We start from the raw sequence: 18936 nt of genomic DNA, 5'->3' as shown, positions 1-18936 counted from the left end.
TTTACACCGCCTTAACCATACCGCGCGATAAGTGCGGGCATGCTTCAGGATCTTCAGGACTGGCGGGTCGAGGGGGCCCTCAATCCGTGGCGCAAGCCCGGGCGGGTCGGCCTTTCGGTAGTGATACCGTGCTATAACGAAGCGCCGGTAATCGATGCGCTGATGGCGCGCCTGATGCCGGTGTGCGAGGCGGCGAGCCCCGGCGACTACGAGATCGTGCTGGTCAACGACGGGTCCAGCGATGCGACCTGGGCGCTGATCGCGGCCCATGCGGCGCGTTCGGCGCACGTGGTGGGCGTGGACCTTGCGCGCAACCACGGCCACCAGCTGGCGCTCACCTGCGGGCTTCAGGTCTGCCGCGGCGAGCGGGTGCTGGTGATCGACGCCGACCTGCAGGATCCGCCCGAACTGCTGCCCGAAATGATGCGGCTGGCCGATGAAGGCGCCGACGTGGTCTATGGCCAGCGCGTAGTGCGCGAAGGCGAAACCATGTTCAAGAAGGCGACGGCGGCGGCGTTCTACCGCGTGCTCGAAAGACTGATCGACATCGACATCCCGCGCGATGCCGGCGATTTCCGGCTGATGACGCGGCCAGTGGTCGATACGCTGAACGCCATGCCCGAACGCTTCCGCTTCGTCCGCGGCATGGTCGGCTGGGTCGGCTTCCGCCAGGTGGCCCTGCCCTACAAGCGCGATGCGCGCTTTGCCGGCGAGACGCACTATCCCTTGCGCAAGATGCTGGCGCTGGCTTTCGATGCGGTGACCAGCTTTTCGGTCAAGCCGCTGCGCATCGCGTCGCTGTTCGGCGCGCTGGCAGGCCTAGCCGGTTTCGTCATGCTTGGCTGGGTGCTGAGCGTGTGGCTGACGAGCGGGACCGTTCATGGCTGGACCAGCATGATCGCGGTCGTGCTGATCCTGGGCAGCGTGCAATTGCTCGTGCTCGGGGTGTTCGGCGAATACATCGGCCGCATGTACATCGAGACCAAGGGCCGCCCGATGTTCGTGGTGCGGCAGGTGTTCCGGGGCGATCAGGCATGAGCGCCTTGCCACCGCAGGCCGAATTCGACCTGCATTGCGACCGCTACCGCGCCGAGCACGCCGCATCGATCCGCGCAAGCGGCGAGGATGTGGACTTCTTCGCCGGCTACAAGGCGGCAGATGCCCTGCGGCTGGCCGAAATGGCGGGGCTTGCCGTGCGCGACATGCTCGATTTCGGATCGGGCGTGGGCAACGCGGTGGCACCGCTGCGCGAAGCTTTCCCGCAAGCGAGGCTGACCTGCCTCGACGTATCGGCGCGGTCGCTCGAGGCATCACGCCGCAAGCATGGCGACGACAACGCCTATGTTCCCTACGACGGGCAGACGCTGCCGTTTGCGCCCGCTTCGTTCGACCTCGCGTTCGCAGCCTGCGTGTTCCATCACATTCCCCACGAGGACCATGTCGCGCTGCTGGCGCAGATCCGCGCGAGCCTGCGGCCCGGCGGTCTGTTCGTGCTGTATGAACACAATCCGTGGAACCCGCTGACCCGGCAGGCGGTGGCCAATTGCCCGTTCGACGAGAACGCGGTGCTGATTTCCGCGCCGGTGATGGCCGGACGGCTGCGCGCGGCGGGCTTTGCGCCCGTGACGCGCGAATACCGGATGTTCTTCCCCCGGGCGCTGGCCGCGCTGCGTCCGCTGGAGCGCTTCCTGAAGGCGCTTCCGCTGGGCGCGCAATACGTGCTGGGCGGGTGCGCTTGAAAATCGTCGAAGCGATCCCCGCGCCCGCGCGCTTCGCCGGCGTAGGGCTGATCAACACCGCGCTGGGGCTTGCGCTGATCCAGATGGGCCTGCTGCTCGGCTGGAACGATTATGCCGCCAATGCCGCCGGCTATGCGGGCGGGTTCGTCTGTTCCTACCTGCTCAACCGCAGCTTCACCTTCGCCGCGAGCGAAGGACGACACGCGCGCCAGTTGCCGCGCTTCGCGCTTGCCGCCGGGGTTGCCTATGCGCTGAACATCGGCGTGCTGGCGATCGGGCGCAGCATCGGGATCGGCGGGACGCTGGCACTGCAGGCGGCGGCCGTGGCGATCTATACCGTGGCCTTCTACCTGCTTTCGCGGCGGTTTGTCTTCGCGGGCGGACCTTCCGCGACCGCCGACGCCACCCGCTGGCATGCACTGGTTGCGCGGACCACGCAAAGCCCTGCGCTGATCGCCCTGCTCGTCGCCGCCGCGATGGCGCCGCTCATGTTGGTGACGACGCCGCCGCTGGTCGATGCAGGCGGGCACATGGCGCGCTGGATCGTGCAGGTCGATGCGGGCACATCGCCGGTGCTGCGCCAGTGGTACGACTTCAAGTGGGGGCTGCTCGGCAACCTTGGCTGCGACCTGCTGGCGCAAGGGCTGGTGCCGCTGCTGGGGCCGGAGGCGGCGCTGCGTGCGATCGTGGCGATCATCCTGGGTGTCCAGGCGCTCGGCATCCTGACCCTTTCGCGCACCGTGCATGGAAAAGTCGCGCCGACCGCATTCTTCGCGCTGCCCTTCATCTTCGGCTTTCCGCTGCAGTTCGGCTTTCTCAACTCGCTGCTGGGGATTGGCCTTGCGCTGAACGCCGTGGCGCTGTGGACCGCGCTCGAGATCAGGGGGCGCCATCGCCTGCAGGCGGCGCTGTTCGTGCCGATGGGCTTTGTGCTGTGGCTGGCCCACACCATGGGGCTGGCGGTGTTCCTGGTCGGTGCCTTCGCGGCGAACGCGGCGCGCGCCGATGCACGGGGCGAACCCGCCTGGCGCGTGGTGTTCGTATCGGGGCTGCGCCTGCTGCCCGCCGTGATCGGCCCGCTGATCGCCATGGGCATGGCCCGCCACGGACCGGTCGAGCCGTTCGCCTATCACCAGGGTGGCGGCAAGTGGCTCTGGCCCTTCGATGCGCTGCGCGACACGTGGCAGGCCTGGGACTTGGCCGCGCTGCTGATCGCCACCGTTGCGATCTACCTGTTCTGGCGCACGCCGTTTTTTGTGCGCGACCGCGGTGTCGCGGTGTTCGCGGTGCTGATGGCGGTGATCTACGTGATCATGCCTGACACCATCCTCGAATCGCAGTATGCCGACATGCGGCTGGTGCCGGTAACCTTCGCGCTGTTCCTGATCGCGGCTACGCCACGCGCCGACAGCCCGCCGGCGCTGCGCACCGTGCTGGCGATCGCAGGTCTGCTGTTCGTGGGGGCGCGCTGGACCGGCAATGCCGTGGCGATGGTCCACAACGACAGGATCGCCGGCCGCGCGCTGTCGGTGCTTTCGGCCGTGCCGCGCGGGACCAACCTGGTGACGATCGTGCCGCGCACCTGCGATTCAGCGCAGACGCCGTGGAACATCGACCGGCGCGACCATATTTCCGGCTATGCGCTGGCACGCCGGCAGATCTTCGACAGCGCACAGTGGCAGATGAACGCGGGCCAGCTGTTGAAGGTGCACAATGCCGATGCGGAACCTTACGATCACGATCGCCAGACGATGATCTACGATCGCAGCTGCAATGGCTGGCCGGGCGTGAGCGACGTGCTGACCGAGCTGAAGCCCGCCATCCGCTATGCCTGGGTGATCGGTATGCCGGCCGGACTGCAGCACGATGGCTGGAGCATCGCTGCCCGAGCGGGCGATTCGGTGGTGTTACGCCGCAACCGCTGAAAAGGGTGCCGCGTGCCCCCTGTCGCATCGGGCCGAGGCATGCTATCTACACCAGTGTGAGCAACACGATCCCCCATACCTTTGCCATTATCGTCGATCCGGCGGACATCGATTTCATGGGGCACGTCAACAACGCCTCATACCTCAAGTGGGTGCAGGACGCGGTGGTGGACCACTGGCGCGCCTTCGCGCCGGTGGAGGCGGTCAGACAGTACCTGTGGGTGGCAACGACGCATTCGATCACCTACCGCCGGCCGACGTTCCTTGACGACACGGTGATCGCGCATGTGATCCTGGAGAAGGTCCAGGGTGCGCGCGCGTTCTACGAAACGGTGATCAAGCGCGGCGAGGACGTGCTGGCGGAGGTCAAGTCCAGCTGGTGCTGCCTTGACGCTTCGACCCTGCGCCCGGCGCGGCTGGCGCGCGAACTGGTCGAGAAATTCCTGCCTTCGCAGGATTGAATCGCCAGACGGGGCTTTAGCGCAGCTTGGCGATAGAGAGGCCGTCGGCCTTGGCGCGTGTCTTGACCGATTCCTCGCTGCGGGTGAGCGCCTTGGCGATGGCTTTCAGCGCCATGCCCTTCTTGGCAAGCGTGTGCAGCTTCTGGATTTCATCGGCGGTCCAGGCCTGCTTGTGACGTTCGAAGCGTTCGGCCATCGGTTCAGCCCTTCGTCGCGGTGACGATGAAGTTGAGCGACAGGTCGTCGGACAAGTGCAGGCCGCTCGCCGGGCCCCAGGCGATGCCCATCGGGTTGCCCATCCTGAGCCCCGCCTGTTCGAGCAGGGCGTGCAGTTCGACCGGGGTGACGAAATCCTCCCAGTGATGCGTGCCGCGAGGCACCATGCCCATGCGCTCGGCCCCTTCGACCAGCAGCAGGCGCGAGGCCGTGGTGCGGTTGGGGGTGGACAGCACCATCAGGCCATCGTCGGCCAGCGTTGCGGCAAGCGCAGCAAGGAAGGCCGCCTTGTCCGCCACGTGCTCGATCACTTCCATCGAGGTGACGAGGTCGAATCCCGAAAGACCCAAGCCGCCGATTTCACCGTGGCGGTAGTCGATGGAAAGGCCCGTGGCGGCCGCGTGTTCGCGCGCGACCGTGATGTTCTCCTCGGCCGCGTCGACGCCGGTCACGGCACCGCCCAGCCGGGCCAGCGGTTCGGCCAGCAGCCCCGCCCCGCAGCCGACATCGAGCGCGCGCTTGCCGGCCAGCGGCTTCAGCGTGCGCGAATCGATGCCAAAGTGCGAATCGATCGCTTCACGCACGAAGCCGAGCCGCACCGGGTTAAGGCGGTGAAGCATCGCCGAGGAGCCCTTCGGGTCCCACCAGTCGGCGGCGAGCTTGCCAAAGTGCGAGGCTTCGGCGGGGCGGATCGTGGTTGCATTGCGCATGACCCATCCCTAAAGCGCCGCTCTCGCATGGTCCACCGGCCATGCACGAAAGATTGTTGCAGTAACCCTTGGGAGCGTGACGTGGCCCGGATCGTGATGAAATTCGGCGGCACCTCGATGGCCGGAACCGAGCGCATCCGCCGTGTGGCCCGTATCGTCCAGCGCCAGCAGGCCGCCGGGCACGAGGTCGCGGTGGTCGTTTCGGCGATGGCTGGCGAGACCGACCGGCTGGTGAATTTCTGCCGCGAGGCGAGCGCGCTGTATGATCCGGCCGAGTACGACGTGGTCGTCGCCGCCGGGGAGCAGGTAACCTCGGGCCTTCTGGCGATGCATCTGCAGGCGCTGGGCAGCAAGGCGCGTTCGTGGCTGGGCTGGCAACTGCCGGTGCGCACCGACGATGCCCATTCCAAGGCACGCATCGAGGGCATCGATTCGGACGAACTGCTGGCCAGCATGGCGGCGGGCGAGATCGCGGTGATCCCGGGCTTCCAGGGCCTGACCGCAGACAACCGCGTCACCACGCTGGGCCGTGGCGGTTCGGACACTTCGGCCGTGGCGGTGGCGGCGGCGATCAAGGCCGATCGCTGCGACATCTATACCGACGTCGACGGGGTCTACACCACCGACCCGCGCATCGTGGCCAAGGCGCGCAAACTCAAGAACGTGACCTACGAGGAAATGCTCGAGCTTGCCTCGGTCGGCTCGAAGGTGCTGCAGACCCGCTCGGTCAGCCTCGCCATGAAGGAGAAGGTGCGCGTGCAGGTGCTGTCCTCGTTCATCGACGACGATGCCCCTGCTGCCGACACCATCCCCGGCACGATGATTGTTTCCGACGAGGAACTCGAAGGACTTGATATGGAACGCCAGCTGATCACCGGCATCGCAGCCGACAAGAACGAAGCCAAGGTCACCCTGACCCGCATCGCCGACCGTCCGGGCGCGGTTGCGTCGATCTTCGAGCCGCTGGCCGAAGCGAACATCAACGTCGACATGATCATCCAGAATATCGCCAAGGACAAGGGCGAGACCGACGTCACCTTCACCTGCCCGAAGTCGGATCTGGCGCGCACGCAGGCGCTGCTCGAGGAGCGCAAGGAGCAGATCGGCTTCTACCGGATGATCGCCGACAGCAAGGTGGCGAAGGTTTCGGTCGTCGGCGTGGGCATGCGCAGCCACGCGGGCGTTGCCAGCACGATGTTCAAGAGCCTGGCCGACCGGGGCATCAACATCCAGGCGATCAGCACCAGCGAGATCAAGGTTTCCGTCCTGATCGACGCCGACGAGGTCGAACTGGCGGTGCGCGTGCTGCACACCGCCTATGGGCTCGACGCCGCCTGACGAGCCCTGCGACTTGCCGGACGGGCCTGCCGCGCCTAAGGGCGCGGGCCAAGTTGCAACGGACGGACGGCAAGACGCGATGACCAGCACCCCCAAGACTTCCGCGCTGATGGCGCGTGGCGCGGAATTCCTCGGCACCGAATACGCGGTGCTGTGCGGGGCGATGAGCTGGGTGTCCGAGCGCAACCTCGTCGCCGCGATCAGCAATGCGGGCGGTTTCGGCGTGATCGCTTGCGGGGCGATGACGCCTGAGCTGCTCGACAAGGAGATCGCCGGGACCAAGGCGCTGACGGCCAAGCCATTCGGCGTCAACCTGATCACCATGCACCCGGCGCTGTTCGACCTGATCGAGGTCTGCGCGCGCCACAAGGTCGGCCACGTGGTTCTTGCCGGCGGAATCCCGCCCAAGGGCAGCGTCGAGGCGATCAAGGCGTTCGGCGCCAAGGTCATCGTGTTCGCGCCGACGATCGCGCTCGCCAAGAAGCTGTTCCGTTCGGGCGCCGACGCGCTGGTCATCGAAGGCAGCGAAGCGGGTGGGCACATCGGCCCGGTCTCGACCTCGGTGCTGGCCCAGGAATTCCTGCCGGCCCTCGCCGCCGACCACCTCGTGTTCGTTGCCGGCGGCATCGGCCGCGGCGAAGCGATCGCGAGCTATCTGGAAATGGGCGCTGCGGGCGTGCAGCTCGGCACGCGGTTTGCCTGCGCCAGCGAATCCATCGCGCACCCCGCGTTCAAGCAGGCCTTTTTCCGCGCCAATGCGCGCGACGCGGTGGCGAGCGTGCAGATCGACCCCCGCCTGCCGGTGATCCCGGTGCGCGCGCTGAAGAACAAGGGCACCGAGGAGTTCACCGCCAAGCAGCGCGAAGTGGCGCAGGCGCTTGACGAAGGGCGCGTCGACATGGCGGCGGCCCAGCTCGAGATCGAGCACTTCTGGGCGGGCGCGCTGCGCCGCGCGGTGATCGACGGCGATGTCGAGAGCGGATCGGTGATGGCCGGGCAATCGGTGGGCATGGTCACGCAAGAACAACCGGTTGCCGAAATCATGGCGCAGTTGCTGGCCGAAAGCGAAGCGGCGCTCACCCGGAGCTGACGCCGGTGCCGGCTTGACCGGCCCGGGCGGCAGCGGGCGCAACGCTGCTTGAACGAGGCGCTGGCAGCGCGCGAATTCGTGCTCTAGGCGGCGTGGACAAATTCCGCAGCGGCCACGGCTGGAGGCAAAAAGGGGTTACCCTGTAAGAGGCCCCTGCAAGGAGCAAAGCCGCAGGTGGAGTGGGCCTCCATCAAGGCTGAGCGACGCTGCAGGGGCCTCTTACAGGGTAACCGTGGCGTTGCGGAATTTGTCCACGCCGCCTAGAGCGCGGGGGACAACCCCAGCCCCGGAAAGATCACACCCGTGCAGCACCGCGCCTCGATCGGCTTCGTCTTTGCCATCGTGCTGATCGACATGCTGGGCTTCGGCATCGTGATCCCGGTGCTGCCCGGACTGATCATGCATCTGGCGCACGTGCCGATTGCCACGGCGGCGGAATACGCTGGCTGGCTCGGCGCGGGCTACGCGGCGATGCAGTTCGTGTTCGCGCCGATCATCGGCAACCTGTCCGACCGGTTCGGGCGGCGCCCGGTGCTGCTCGCCTCGATCCTGGCCCTCGGCTGCGACTACCTGATCCAGGCGCTGGCGCCGAGCATGAGCTGGCTGGTGCTGGGCCGGATCATCGCCGGGATTACCGGCGCAAGCTTTTCGGCCGCCTATGCCTACATTGCCGACGTCACTCCGCCCGAAAAGCGCGCGGCAAGCTTTGGCATGATGGGCATGGCGTTTGGCATCGGCTTCGTCGTCGGGCCCGCCATCGGCGGCATCCTTGGGGCGATGAACCCGCGCTATCCCTTCGCCTTCGCCGGTGCGATGGCGCTGGCCAACTTCGTGTTCGGTCTGCTGTTCCTGCGGGAATCGCTGCCGGCGGACAAGCGCCGCCCGTTCGACTGGCGCAAGGCCAATGCGCTCGCCTCGCTACAAGCCCTGCGCGCGCAGAGCGGCGCGGTGCTGTGGTTCGTGGCCGCGCTGGGGGTGTGGCAACTGGCGCACATCGTCTACCCTTCGACCTGGTCGTACATGGCGATTGCGGCCTATGGCTTTTCGACGAAGCAGGTCGGCTTTGCCCTGGCAGTGGTCGGTTTTTCGAGCGCGCTGGTCCAGGGCTTCGGCCTGCGCCTGCTGCTGCCCCGCCTGGGCGAACGCAAGGCGGTGGCACTGGGCATCGCGGGGCTGTGTGTTGCCGCTGTGCTTTACGCCGTTGCGCACCAACCCTGGCAGGTGTGGGTGGCGATCGTTGCGGGCGCGGCGCAAGGCTTCGTCCAGCCATCGATCTCGGGCCTCAACAGCCGGGCGGTCGACGCGCGCAGCCAGGGCGAATTGCAGGGCGCGGTGCAGTCGATCGGTTCGATCGCGGCGATCGTGGGGCCGGTGCTCTATACCCAGGCGCTGGCGCGGTTCAGCGGACCGGGCGCGATCGCGCAGATCCCGGCCATGCCGATGCTGATATCGGCCGCCATCTCGCTGGTGGCGCTGGGCCTGTTCCTGAAGGGCGCCGGACTGCTGGCGCGCGAGGATCAGCTTTCCAGCTCGACGTCCCAGTAAAGCCAGTCGCGCCAGCTTTCGTGCAGGTGGCCAGGCGGGAAGGCGCGGCCCCGTTCCTGCAGCTGCCATGTCGTCGGCCGGATCGGCTCCTCGAACAGGTGCATGTGCGCCTGCGCCGGGGTGCGGCCGCCCTTCTTGAGATTGCACGGCGCACAGGCGGTGGTGACGTTCTCCCAGGTGGTCCGCCCGCCAAGGCGGCGCGGCACGACATGGTCGAACGTCAGCAGGTCGGTGCTGCCGCAGTACTGGCACGAAAACTTGTCGCGCAGGAACAGGTTGAAGCGGGTAAAGGCGGGAAACTCGTTCGGCCGCACGTATTGGCGCAGCGCGATGACCGAGGGGATCTTCATGTCCAGCGACGGGCTGTGCACCGCCTGGTCGTAAGTCGCGATGATGTCGACCCGTTCGAGGAACACTGCCTTGATCGCCGTCTGCCAGGGCCACAAGCTCAACGGATAATAGCTGAGCGGGGTGTAGTCGGCGTTGAGCACAAGCGCCGGGCAATCATCGAGATGACGCGAATTCCGGCCCGAAAACAGGTGGGCGGCGGCATCGCCGCTATGGGGCCTGGCCGCAGCCGCCCGCTCGATCAGCGCCTTATGAAGCATGCTCCGGTTCGGCCCTTACGCATCGCCAATTGCCTCCTGACGGGGGAGGAAATGGGGACCTTGCGTGACCGCTTCGTGACGCATGCGATGGAAGGAACACGCTTGGCGCCCTTTCGTCAAGCGTGGTGAGACGGGGCGGCGCACGGCTGTCCACAGCCTTTGCGCCGCCCCTTCCCCTTACTGGGCGAGCGTGCGGACCAGTTCGGTCAGATAGGCGCGCCCGGTCATCAGCGACTTCACCTCGACACGTTCGTTCAGCCCGTGCAGGCCGTTGCCATCCGGATCGAGCCAGACGCCCGGAACGCCGTACGTCGGGATGCCGACCGCGCCCATGTACACGCCATCGGTCGCGCCGGTGAGCATGGTCGGAACGACCGTGACCCCGGGGAAGTACTTGGCCGCGACCTTTTCCACCGGCCCGACGATCGCCGGATCGAGCGGCGGCGACTTGGCGATCGGCTTGTCCTTGACGCGCGGTTCGATGGTGATGCCCGGATCGCTCATCGCCTGCACCAGCGCCGCCTGGGTTTCCGCCGTGGTGCGGCCCGGGAACATGCGGCAGTTGACGTTGGCCGTGGCGCGCTGCGGCAGCGCGTTGAGCGCATGGCCGGCATCGACCAGCGTCGCCACGCACGACGTGTGCAGCATCGAGGCCAGCATCTTGTCCTTCTGGACGATGGCGAGCGCCGCAGTGTCAGAAGGATTGGCGGCGATGGCGATCATCGCCTTGCCCACCGCATCGCCGCGCAGCGTGCCGATGCGCGTGAAGAAGGCACGGGTGGTGTCGTTGAATTCGACCGGGAACTGATAGTCGCGGATCTTGAGCAGACCTTCGGACAGTTCGTAGATCGCATTCTCGCGCACGGGCTGCGAGCTGTGGCCGCCCGGGTTGGTCGCCGTCAGCGTGAAGTCCTGGTAGGCCTTTTCGCCGACCTGGAACGACAGTCCTTCAAGCTTGCCGCCCTTCGAGATCGGCGTGCCGTTGGTACGACCGCCGCCGCCCTCGTTGAGCGCAAAGCCCGCGTCGATCAGTTCGCGACGGTTCTTGGCGAGCCATTCCGCGCCGTTGAACGCGCCCGAAGTCTCCTCGCCGCAGGTAAGCGCAAGCTTGATCGTGCGCTTCGGCTTGAACCCTTCCTGGGCGAAGCGGACCATGATGTCGGTCCAGATCGCGGCCTGCGCCTTGTCGTCGACGGTGCCGCGCCCGTAGAAGTAGCCGTCTTCCTCGATCAGCTTGAAGGGATCGCGGGTCCAGTCCTCGCGCCGCGCCTCGACCACGTCGAGGTGGGCCAGCAGCAGCATCGGCTTCAGCTTCTTCGCGCTGCCCGGCAGGATCGCGACGAGGCCACCATCCTTGGGATGTTCGGGCGTGGAGAACAGGGTCAGCTGGCGGTCGGCAAAACCCGCTGCCCTGAGCCGGGCCGCCATGCGCTCGGCCGCCAGCGTGCAGCTGCCCGACGAAACCGTCGTGTTGGTCTCGACCAGCTCCTTGTAGGTTTCGCGGAAGGCCTGCTCCCCGGCATCGGCGGCAGGCGGCGGCGGCGAGGCGGCAAGCACCGAGGCGGTGGCGCAGAGCGCCACGGCAGCGCCCGCAGTTGCGGCAAAGAGTTTGCGGATCAAAGCATTACCCCCATTGAACCATGGCATTTCCGGTTTCGGATGCATCTTTCCACCACCTTTCGCAGGCGAGTGGAAGTGCTTCTTTCGCAGGTGCCGCGCCGCGGCGGCGTCACTGGGCCAGACCCTGTGCAAAACGGGCCGGATTCGCTTGGGATTTCGCGCCCGAATGCCTATGTGCAAGGTATGGCCAGTACCAACGAAAACATCCCCAACGCCAATTCCTATGGCGCGGACTCGATCAAGGTTCTCAAGGGTCTCGACGCCGTGCGCAAGCGTCCCGGCATGTACATCGGCGACACCGACGACGGGTCGGGTCTGCATCACATGGTGTTCGAAGTATCGGACAACGCGATCGACGAGGCGCTGGCCGGGCACTGCGACCTGGTGCTGATCGAACTGAACCCGGACGGATCGGTCTCGGTCGAGGACAACGGCCGCGGCATTCCCACCGGCATCCACCCGGAAGAAGGCGTTTCGGCGGCCGAGGTCATCATGACCCAGCTCCACGCCGGCGGAAAGTTCGAGAACACCAGCGACGACAACGCCTACAAGGTATCGGGCGGCTTGCACGGCGTGGGCGTTTCGGTGGTCAACGCGCTGTCCGAATGGCTGGAACTGACGATCTGGCGCGACGGGCAGGAGCACTGGATGAAGTTCGCGCACGGCGATGCCGTTGCGCCTCTCGAAGTGCGGGGCCCTGCGCCGGAAGGCAAGAAGGGCACGCGCGTGACCTTCCTCGCCTCGGACGAGACGTTCAAGAACGTCACCGTCTACGATTTCGACAAGCTCGAGCATCGCTACCGCGAGCTCGCCTTCCTCAATTCGGGCGTGCGCATCCTGCTGCGCGACAAGCGCGGCGAGGAAGTCAAAGAGCACGACCTGTTCTACGAGGGCGGCATCGCGGCCTTCGTGAAGTACCTCGATCGCAACAAGGTGGCGCTGCTGCCCGATCCGATCGCCATCTCGGCGCAGCGCGACGGCATCGGCATCGACGTCGCGCTCGAATGGAACGACAGCTACTACGAGAACGTGCTGTGCTTCACCAACAACATCCCACAGCGTGACGGCGGCACCCACCTCGCCGCGTTCCGCGCCGCACTGACCCGCACGCTCAACGGCTATGCCGAGAAGTCGGGCATGCTGAAGAAGGAGAAGGTCACCCTAACCGGTGACGACATGCGCGAAGGGCTGACCGCGATCGTTTCGGTCAAGCTGCCCGATCCCAAGTTCTCTTCGCAGACCAAGGACAAGCTGGTCAGCTCGGAAGTGCGCCAGCCGCTCGAAAGCCTGATGGGCGACAAGATGACCGAATGGCTGGAGGAAAATCCCGCCTACGCCAAATCGGTCATCCAGAAGATCATCGACGCCGCCGCCGCGCGCGAGGCGGCCAAGCGCGCGCGCGAACTGACCCGGCGCAAGGGCGCGATGGATATCGCCAGCCTGCCCGGCAAGCTGGCCGACTGCCAGGAGCGCGACCCCAGCAAGTGCGAACTGTTCCTGGTCGAGGGTGACTCGGCAGGCGGCAGCGCCAAGCAGGGCCGCGACCGCCACTATCAGGCGATCCTGCCGCTCAAGGGCAAGATCCTCAACGTCGAGCGCGCGCGCTTCGACCGGATCATCTCGTCCAAGGAAGTCGGCACGCTGATCCAGGCGATGGGCACCGGCATCCGCGACGAGTTCAATCTCGACAAGCTGCGCTACCACAAGATCGTCATCATGACCGACGCCGACGTCGACGGCGCACACATCCGCACCCTGCTGCTGACGTTCTTCCACCGCCAGCTGCCCGAACTGATCAGGAACGGACACCTGTTCATCGCCCAGCCGCCGCTCTACAAGGTGGCCAAGGGCCGCAGCGAGGTCTACCTCAAGGACAACGCCGCGCTCGACCGCTATCTGGTCGAGGCGGGCACGGCGGGCCGGATGCTCGAATCGGCAGGCGGCGCGCGCAGCGGCAAGGATCTCGAAGACCTGGTCGAGCATGCGCTGCGACTGCGCAACCTCATGGGCTTCGTGCCGCGCCGCTACAACACCGACATCATCGAGGCGCTGGCGCTGTCGGGCGCGCTCGATCCCGATCTCGACGCCGCAGGCCGCACCGCGGCACTCGCCCGCACCGCCGCCTGGCTCGATCGCGGCGATCCCGAAGCGAAGTGGCAGGCCGAACTCGGCGAGGAAGGCGGCTATCACATCCAGCGCCTGTGGCGGGGGGTGACCGACCATCACATGATCGAAGCCGGGTTCCTGACCAGTGCCGAAGCGCGCAAGCTGGCCAAGCTCGCCGCCGAGAACGCCGATGTCTATGCGCAGAGCGCGCGGCTCGTCCGTCTGACCGCGCAAGTCGAAGCCGAGCCGGTCGAAGCGCCGCAGGCCGGCGAGGGCGAAGCCGAGGAGGCCGCACTTTCCGCCCCGCGCGCCGCCGCCAAGGAAGGCGACATCACCCGGCCTTCGCAGTTGATCGATGCCGTGTTCGCCGGCGGCCGAAAGGGCCTGTCGATCCAGCGCTACAAGGGGCTGGGCGAAATGAACGCCGAGCAGCTGTGGGAAACGACGCTCGATCCCAACAACCGCTCGCTGCTGCAGGTCAAGATCGAGGACGCCGACGTGACCGACGAGATCCTGACGCGCCTCATGGGCGACGTGGTCGAGCCGCGTCGCGATTTCATCCAGGAAAACGCGCTCAACGTGGCGAACCTGGACGTCTGATGTCGACGGCGGATATTCCCTGGGACCAGCCGGCGACGATGATCGACCTGGAAGGACGCACCCCGATCATCGGCACGATCCGCGAATGTGCCCTGCACTTCTCGCTCTACAAGCCGCACGCCAAGGAAAACGCGCGCGTGCTGCTGACCGTGCCGGTGCATCGCGTCGGTCGCAAGACGCGCACCTGGCTGCTTGATCCGCCAGAGATCGCGGAGCTGGCAGAACGACTGGCCCGCGAGACGAATTGACGCGTTCAGGGGCCATTCACGGCAATGAGGCACTTGAAAGCGCCCGTGCTTCTGCGCTTGCCGCGCGGCTTGCCGGGGTGATAGAGGCGCAGGGCAATTCCGCCGCACTGCGTTGTGGCATATTGGGCGCGCGGGCTTGTCCGGCGCTCGCAAGGACAGGATCGACGATACGATGAGCGCCATGACCGCCAGACCCGCGAAGTTGATTGCCGTGGGCGCGCTTGCGCTGGTGCTGTCTGCGTGCGGCCACAAGGAACGCCCGCGTACCGATCTTGCCGCGAGCAAGGTGACCACGATCGGCGTGAACGCCTACCTGTGGCGCGCCAGCCTCGAAACGCTGTCGTTCATGCCGCTGCTCCAGACCGACAGCAACGGCGGCGTCATCGTTACCGACTGGTACGCGAACCCGCAGAACCCGGGTGAGCGCGTCAAGGTGACCGTCTCGATCCTCGACCAGGACCTGCGTGCCGATGCCATCCGCGTTGCGGCGAGCCGCCAGGTGGCGCAGGCCGGCAACTGGGTCGATGCGCCGGTCCAGGCCGCGACCGTGCAGAAGCTGGAAGACATCATCCTTACGAAGGCGCGCGACTTGCGTCGCCAGACAATCAAGGGCTGATAATAGCCCATCGCTGACAAGCGCGTCGCTGCCGATGGTTGCGCCGCGCCCCTGCGGTGAATAGAGGGACGCTCCATGACCGCAGAGCGTTTCGATCCGTCCGTCGCCGATATCCGCTGGCAGAAGGCCTGGGACGAGGCCCAGTCCTTCCGTGCCGACGATTCCAGCACCAAGCCGCGCAGCTACGTGCTCGAGATGTTCCCCTATCCGTCGGGGCGCATCCACATCGGCCACGTGCGCAACTACACGATGGGCGACGTGCTCGCGCGCTACAAGCGCATGCAGGGCCATGAAGTGCTGCACCCGATGGGCTGGGACGCGTTCGGCATGCCGGCCGAGAACGCCGCCATGGAAAAGGGCGTCCACCCCGGCGGCTGGACCCGCGACAACATCGCCAACATGAAGGCGCAGTTGAAGCGCCTGGGCTTCGCGCTCGACTGGAGCCGCGAAATTGCAACCTGCGAGCCCGAATACTACGGCCACGAACAGGCGCTGTTCCTCGATCTCTATGCCGCTGGCCTGGTCTACCGTAAAGAATCGACGGTCAACTGGGACCCGGTCGACATGACCGTGCTCGCCAACGAGCAGGTGATCGACGGGCGCGGCTGGCGTTCGGGCGCGGTGGTCGAAAAGCGCAAGCTGAACCAGTGGTTCCTCAAGATCACCGACTTCGCCGACGAACTGCTCGAAGGCCTCTCCACGCTCGACAAGTGGCCCGAGAAGGTCCGCACGATGCAGGAAAACTGGATCGGCAAGAGCCAGGGGCTGCAGTTCCGCTTCGACCTGTCGGACGGTGGCAGCGTCGAGGTCTATACCACGCGTCCCGACACGATCTTCGGCGCGAGCTTCGTGGCGGTCGCGGCCGACCATCCGATCGCGCAGGGCGTCGCCGCGCGGTCGTCCGACGCGCAGGACTTCATCGCCCTGTGCAAGAAGGGCGGCACCACCGCGGCCGAGCTGGAAACCGCCGAGAAGCTGGGCTTCGATACCGGCATCACGGCAAAGCATCCGTTCACCGGGGCGGACCTTCCCGTCTACATCGCCAACTTCGTGCTGATGGAGTACGGCACCGGCGCGATCATGGCCGTGCCGGGGCACGACCAGCGCGACTTCGACTTCGCCACCAAGTATGCGCTGCCCATCCTGCGCGTGGTGGCGTCCGACCCCGCCGACGCCGACAAGCCCTTTGCGGGTGAAGCCGAGGCAGGCGACGGCGTGCTCGTCAATTCGGGCTTCCTCGATGGCATGAGCGTGGCCGATGCCAAGGCCGCCGTGATCGCTCGCGCGCAGGACGAAGGCTGGGGCGAAGGCAAGACGGTGTGGCGCCTGCGCGACTGGGGCGTTTCGCGCCAGCGGTACTGGGGAACGCCGATCCCGTTCATCCACTGCGAGATCTGCGGCGTGGTGCCGGTGCCCAAGAAGCACCTGCCGGTGGTGCTGCCCGACGACGTCAGCTTCGACGTGCCCGGCAACCCGCTGAACCGCCACCCCACGTGGAAGCACGTCGACTGCCCGCAGTGCGGCCATCCCGCGCGGCGCGAGACCGATACGCTCGACACCTTCGTCGACAGTTCGTGGTATTTCCTGCGCTTTGCCAGCCAGCCCGAAGATCGCCCGTTCGATCCGGAAGAGATCAAGCGCTGGCTGCCGGTGGAGCAGTATATCGGCGGGATCGAGCATGCGATCCTGCATCTGCTTTACGCCCGGTTCTGGACGCGTGCGCTGGCCCGCATCGGCAAGGTCGAGGTGACCGAGCCCTTCGCCAGCCTGTTCACGCAAGGCATGGTGACGCACGAGACCTACGAGCGTCGCAATCCCGAGAACGGCCAGCCGATCTTCTTCAGCCCCGGCGAAGTCGAGCGCAGCGGTGAGGGCGCGACCCTGAAGGCGGACGGCGCTCCTGTCGAGGTCGGCCGCGTGATCAAGATGTCCAAGTCCAAGAAGAACGTCGTGGACCCGGACGAGATCGTCGCAAAGTACGGTGCCGACGCGATCCGCTGGTTCATGCTTTCGGACAGCCCGCCCGAACGCGACCTGCCTTGGTCCGAAGCCGGGATCGAGGGCTGCGCGCGCTTCGTGCAACGTCTGTGGCGCCTTTTTGCACAGTACGACGCTTCTGCCGCCGGCGAGGACAAGGCGCTGGACCGCAAGGTCCACCAGACGGTGCATGCGGTCGCCTCCGATATCGAGGCACTGGGCTTCAACAAGGCCGTGGCGCGGATCTACGAACTGACCGGCGCGACCGAGAAGGCGCAGCCATCGGGCAGCCGTTCCGCCGCAATCCGGTCGCTGCTGCTGCTCGTCGCACCGATGATGCCGCATCTGGCCGAAGAAGCATGGAATGCGTTCGGCAGCGGGCTCGTGGCCGATGCGGCCTGGCCCGAGGTCGACCCGGCCCTGCTGATCGATGACGAGGTGACCGTCGCGGTGCAGGTCAAGGGCAAGCTCCGCGACACGCTGACCGTCGCCAAGGGACTGCCCAGAGAAGAGCTCGAGCGGCTTGCCCTCGCCTCCGACAAGGTGCAGCGTGCGCTTGACGGGGCAGACGTGAAGAAGGTGATCGTGGTGCCGGATCGGCTGGTAAATGTCGTTGCGTAAGGCACTCCTTGCCCTGACCCTGCCGCTTGCCCTTGCGGCTTGCGGGCTTTCGCCGATGTACGCTGGCGGCGGCAGTGGCGAGACGGCGCGCGCGGTCTCTGCGGTCGAGGTTTCCTCGATCGAGGGCAAGTCGGGCTGGCTGGTGCGCAACGCGCTGGTCGATCGCCTGGGCGCAGGTCGCGTCGAATCGCCGCGCTACCGGCTCGACGTGCGGCTCGATGAGCGGCTGCAGGGCCTGGGCCTTGTCGGGAACGATGCCATCACGCGCGAGCGCCGCATCCTGCGCGCGCGCTACCAGCTGGTCGATACCGCGAACGGCAAGATCCTGCTCGATGCCACGGCAACGGCTGATGCGGGGCTCGATGTGGTCCAGAACGAATATGCGGTGATCGCGGCCGAGCAGACAGCGCTCGAGAACCTGAGCCACGAAATCGCCGATCAGATCGTGACGCGGGTCGCCGTTCGCCTGCGCGCGAGGTCGTGAAGGCAACGCAGAAGACTTTCGCGGGCCTTGCCGAGCGCGCCGCGCGCGATTGCAGGCTATTCTATTTCTGCGGACCGGACGAAGCCGGCGCCAGCGATGCCGCAACGCGCATCGCCGCCCTGCTGCCGGCGGCTGAAAAGGTCGAGCTCGCAGGATCCGAACTGCGCCGTGACCCGGTGCGGCTGGCGGACGAGGCGCGATCGACGTCTCTGTTCGGCGATCGACGCCAGATCCACGTGCGCAGCGCCGGCGACGAGGTTTACGACGCAGTGGAAACGCTGCTCGCCAGTCCGGTCGACGGATGGCCTGTGCTGATCGTGGCAACCTCCGCCAGCGACAAGTCGCGCGTTGCCAAACTGCTTGCCGATCGCGGCGATTCGCTGGTGGTGATGTTCCATCCGCCCGAGTTGCGTTCGGTCGCGGGGTCCATCCGTCAATGGGCCGATGCCGCAGGGGTGCGGCTGACGTCGGACCTTGCCGAAAGGATCGCCCGCTCCACCGCGCTCGACACGCGCATGGCGCGCAGCGAAATCGAGAAGCTGGCGCTCTACCTTGATGCTAGCCCCCATGCGCCGCGCAGCGCCGACTCCGGCGCGCTCGATGCAGTCTGCGCGGAAAGCGAAGACGACGGTATGTCGGGTCTCGTCAACGCGGTGCTCGGCGGCAATACCGCCAGGCTGACGGCTGAGCTGGCGCGCTTCCGCGATCTCGAGATGAACGCGGTCGGGCTGCTGCTGGCGTTCGAGCGGCGTGCCGCGCAGCTTGCCGCGCTGGCAGGAAGGCTCGGCAACCGGACCGACATCGTCGCCTTCGTCGAGGAGGAGACAGGCGCGCGACGGATCTTTTTCCGCGACAAGGGCGACATCTTGAACCAGCTGAAGCGCTGGCGCGGACCGCGATTGGAACGGCTTGTCGCGCGCATCGCCGCCCTTCACGCGGCGTTGCTGGCCGACAGCCGGAACGCCAATCTACTTCTGATTCAAGGCCTTACCGAGATCACCCGCGCCGCCGCCCGCTAAAGACCGCACCGTG

Annotated in this window: 17 protein-coding genes; 13 read left to right on the top strand and 4 right to left on the bottom strand. The window is 66.5% G+C overall.

The features are described 5' to 3' along the window. Positions 1 to 39: 39 nt before the first annotated feature. Genes AACH40_RS18795 through AACH40_RS18780 form a run of 4 tightly spaced genes read left to right on the top strand, consistent with a single transcriptional unit; the run spans position 40 to position 4125 of the window. Positions 40 to 1038, top strand: coding sequence for a glycosyltransferase family 2 protein (locus tag AACH40_RS18795; RefSeq protein ID WP_338643682.1), 999 nt, complete (start codon positions 40 to 42; stop codon positions 1036 to 1038). After that, a complete protein-coding gene (locus tag AACH40_RS18790; protein ID WP_338643681.1) occupies positions 1035 to 1739 on the top strand; it encodes a class I SAM-dependent methyltransferase in 705 nt (234 codons plus the stop codon). The genes AACH40_RS18795 and AACH40_RS18790 overlap by 4 nt, the downstream gene beginning before the upstream one ends. Next, positions 1736 to 3664: a GtrA family protein gene (locus AACH40_RS18785; protein ID WP_338643680.1), complete on the top strand. Its 1929-nt coding sequence runs from the start codon at positions 1736 to 1738 to the stop codon at positions 3662 to 3664. The genes AACH40_RS18790 and AACH40_RS18785 overlap by 4 nt, the downstream gene beginning before the upstream one ends. Before the next feature lie 56 nt (positions 3665 to 3720). Next, entirely contained in the window at positions 3721 to 4125 is a 405-nt protein-coding gene (locus AACH40_RS18780) for a thioesterase family protein (protein WP_338643679.1), read from the top strand. 16 nt (positions 4126 to 4141) lie between these two features. On the opposite strand, the gene AACH40_RS18775 is transcribed toward AACH40_RS18780, so the two are convergent. Further along, positions 4142 to 4321 (bottom strand): hypothetical protein, encoded by a 180-nt coding sequence (locus AACH40_RS18775; RefSeq protein ID WP_169493696.1) that lies wholly within the window; start codon positions 4319 to 4321, stop codon positions 4142 to 4144. A 4-nt stretch (positions 4322 to 4325) separates the two neighbouring features. After that, a complete protein-coding gene (gene ubiG, locus AACH40_RS18770; RefSeq protein WP_338643678.1) occupies positions 4326 to 5051 on the bottom strand; it encodes a bifunctional 2-polyprenyl-6-hydroxyphenol methylase/3-demethylubiquinol 3-O-methyltransferase UbiG in 726 nt (241 codons plus the stop codon). An 81-nt stretch (positions 5052 to 5132) separates the two neighbouring features. On the opposite strand from ubiG, the gene AACH40_RS18765 reads away from it, so the two are divergent. From AACH40_RS18765 to AACH40_RS18755, 3 genes are all read left to right on the top strand, one after another. Next, positions 5133 to 6389 (top strand): aspartate kinase, encoded by a 1257-nt coding sequence (locus AACH40_RS18765; protein ID WP_422394868.1) that lies wholly within the window; start codon positions 5133 to 5135, stop codon positions 6387 to 6389. Between the two features lie 79 nt (positions 6390 to 6468). Then, positions 6469 to 7479 carry a nitronate monooxygenase gene (locus tag AACH40_RS18760; RefSeq protein WP_338643677.1) on the top strand — a complete coding sequence of 337 codons (1011 nt, stop codon included), beginning with the start codon at positions 6469 to 6471 and terminating at the stop codon, positions 7477 to 7479. Between the two features lie 303 nt (positions 7480 to 7782). After that, entirely contained in the window at positions 7783 to 9024 is a 1242-nt protein-coding gene (locus AACH40_RS18755; protein ID WP_338643676.1) for a TCR/Tet family MFS transporter, read from the top strand. Here AACH40_RS18755 and AACH40_RS18750 read toward each other — a convergent pair. Continuing rightward, the gene (locus tag AACH40_RS18750) at positions 8997 to 9632 is read right to left on the bottom strand and encodes an HNH endonuclease (RefSeq protein ID WP_169493701.1); all 636 of its coding nucleotides are present in this window, start codon (positions 9630 to 9632) and stop codon (positions 8997 to 8999) included. The two genes, AACH40_RS18755 and AACH40_RS18750, sit on opposite strands and share 28 nt — an antisense overlap. 177 nt (positions 9633 to 9809) lie before the next feature. Beyond that, positions 9810 to 11249, bottom strand: a complete 1440-nt coding sequence (locus tag AACH40_RS18745; protein WP_422394914.1) for a M20/M25/M40 family metallo-hydrolase — start codon at positions 11247 to 11249, stop codon at positions 9810 to 9812. 186 nt (positions 11250 to 11435) lie between these two features. Here AACH40_RS18745 and gyrB point away from each other — a divergent pair, with 186 nt between their 5' ends. The 6 genes from gyrB (at position 11436) to holA (ending at position 18923) form a co-directional block, all read left to right on the top strand. Continuing rightward, the gene (gene gyrB, locus AACH40_RS18740) at positions 11436 to 13958 is read left to right on the top strand and encodes a DNA topoisomerase (ATP-hydrolyzing) subunit B (RefSeq protein ID WP_338643674.1); all 2523 of its coding nucleotides are present in this window, start codon (positions 11436 to 11438) and stop codon (positions 13956 to 13958) included. After that, positions 13958 to 14206: a hypothetical protein gene (locus AACH40_RS18735; protein ID WP_169493704.1), complete on the top strand. Its 249-nt coding sequence runs from the start codon at positions 13958 to 13960 to the stop codon at positions 14204 to 14206. The genes gyrB and AACH40_RS18735 overlap by 1 nt, the downstream gene beginning before the upstream one ends. Before the next feature lie 181 nt (positions 14207 to 14387). Then, positions 14388 to 14822 carry a DUF3576 domain-containing protein gene (locus tag AACH40_RS18730; protein WP_420874064.1) on the top strand — a complete coding sequence of 145 codons (435 nt, stop codon included), beginning with the start codon at positions 14388 to 14390 and terminating at the stop codon, positions 14820 to 14822. A gap of 75 nt (positions 14823 to 14897) precedes the next feature. Further along, entirely contained in the window at positions 14898 to 17420 is a 2523-nt protein-coding gene (gene leuS, locus AACH40_RS18725) for a leucine--tRNA ligase (RefSeq protein ID WP_338643673.1), read from the top strand. Beyond that, a complete protein-coding gene (gene lptE, locus AACH40_RS18720) occupies positions 17407 to 17904 on the top strand; it encodes an LPS assembly lipoprotein LptE (protein ID WP_338643672.1) in 498 nt (165 codons plus the stop codon). Before leuS ends, lptE begins: the two co-directional genes overlap by 14 nt. After that, positions 17901 to 18923, top strand: coding sequence for a DNA polymerase III subunit delta (gene holA, locus AACH40_RS18715; RefSeq protein WP_338643671.1), 1023 nt, complete (start codon positions 17901 to 17903; stop codon positions 18921 to 18923). The genes lptE and holA overlap by 4 nt, the downstream gene beginning before the upstream one ends. Positions 18924 to 18936: the final 13 nt, after the last annotated feature.

The sequence above is a fragment of the Novosphingobium olei genome (genome assembly GCF_037076535.1).
Classification (GTDB): domain Bacteria; phylum Pseudomonadota; class Alphaproteobacteria; order Sphingomonadales; family Sphingomonadaceae; genus Novosphingobium; species Novosphingobium olei.
Note: the sequence above shows the minus strand (reverse complement) of the source record. Positions and strands in the feature narration are given on the sequence as shown.

What these genes read in the sequence shown, in the direction of transcription:
- AACH40_RS18795 (WP_338643682.1), top strand. Translation starts at nt 40, where the DNA reads ATGCTTCAGGATCTTCAGGACTGGCGGGTCGAGGGGGCCCTCAATCCG.
- AACH40_RS18790 (WP_338643681.1), top strand. Translation starts at nt 1,035, where the DNA reads ATGAGCGCCTTGCCACCGCAGGCCGAATTCGACCTGCATTGCGACCGC.
- AACH40_RS18775 (WP_169493696.1), bottom strand. Translation starts at nt 4,321, where the DNA reads ATGGCCGAACGCTTCGAACGTCACAAGCAGGCCTGGACCGCCGATGAA.
- ubiG (WP_338643678.1), bottom strand. Translation starts at nt 5,051, where the DNA reads ATGCGCAATGCAACCACGATCCGCCCCGCCGAAGCCTCGCACTTTGGC.
- AACH40_RS18760 (WP_338643677.1), top strand. Translation starts at nt 6,469, where the DNA reads ATGACCAGCACCCCCAAGACTTCCGCGCTGATGGCGCGTGGCGCGGAA.
- AACH40_RS18750 (WP_169493701.1), bottom strand. Translation starts at nt 9,632, where the DNA reads ATGCTTCATAAGGCGCTGATCGAGCGGGCGGCTGCGGCCAGGCCCCAT.
- gyrB (WP_338643674.1), top strand. Translation starts at nt 11,436, where the DNA reads ATGGCCAGTACCAACGAAAACATCCCCAACGCCAATTCCTATGGCGCG.
- AACH40_RS18735 (WP_169493704.1), top strand. Translation starts at nt 13,958, where the DNA reads ATGTCGACGGCGGATATTCCCTGGGACCAGCCGGCGACGATGATCGAC.
- AACH40_RS18730 (WP_420874064.1), top strand. Translation starts at nt 14,388, where the DNA reads ATGACCGCCAGACCCGCGAAGTTGATTGCCGTGGGCGCGCTTGCGCTG.
- leuS (WP_338643673.1), top strand. Translation starts at nt 14,898, where the DNA reads ATGACCGCAGAGCGTTTCGATCCGTCCGTCGCCGATATCCGCTGGCAG.
- lptE (WP_338643672.1), top strand. Translation starts at nt 17,407, where the DNA reads ATGTCGTTGCGTAAGGCACTCCTTGCCCTGACCCTGCCGCTTGCCCTT.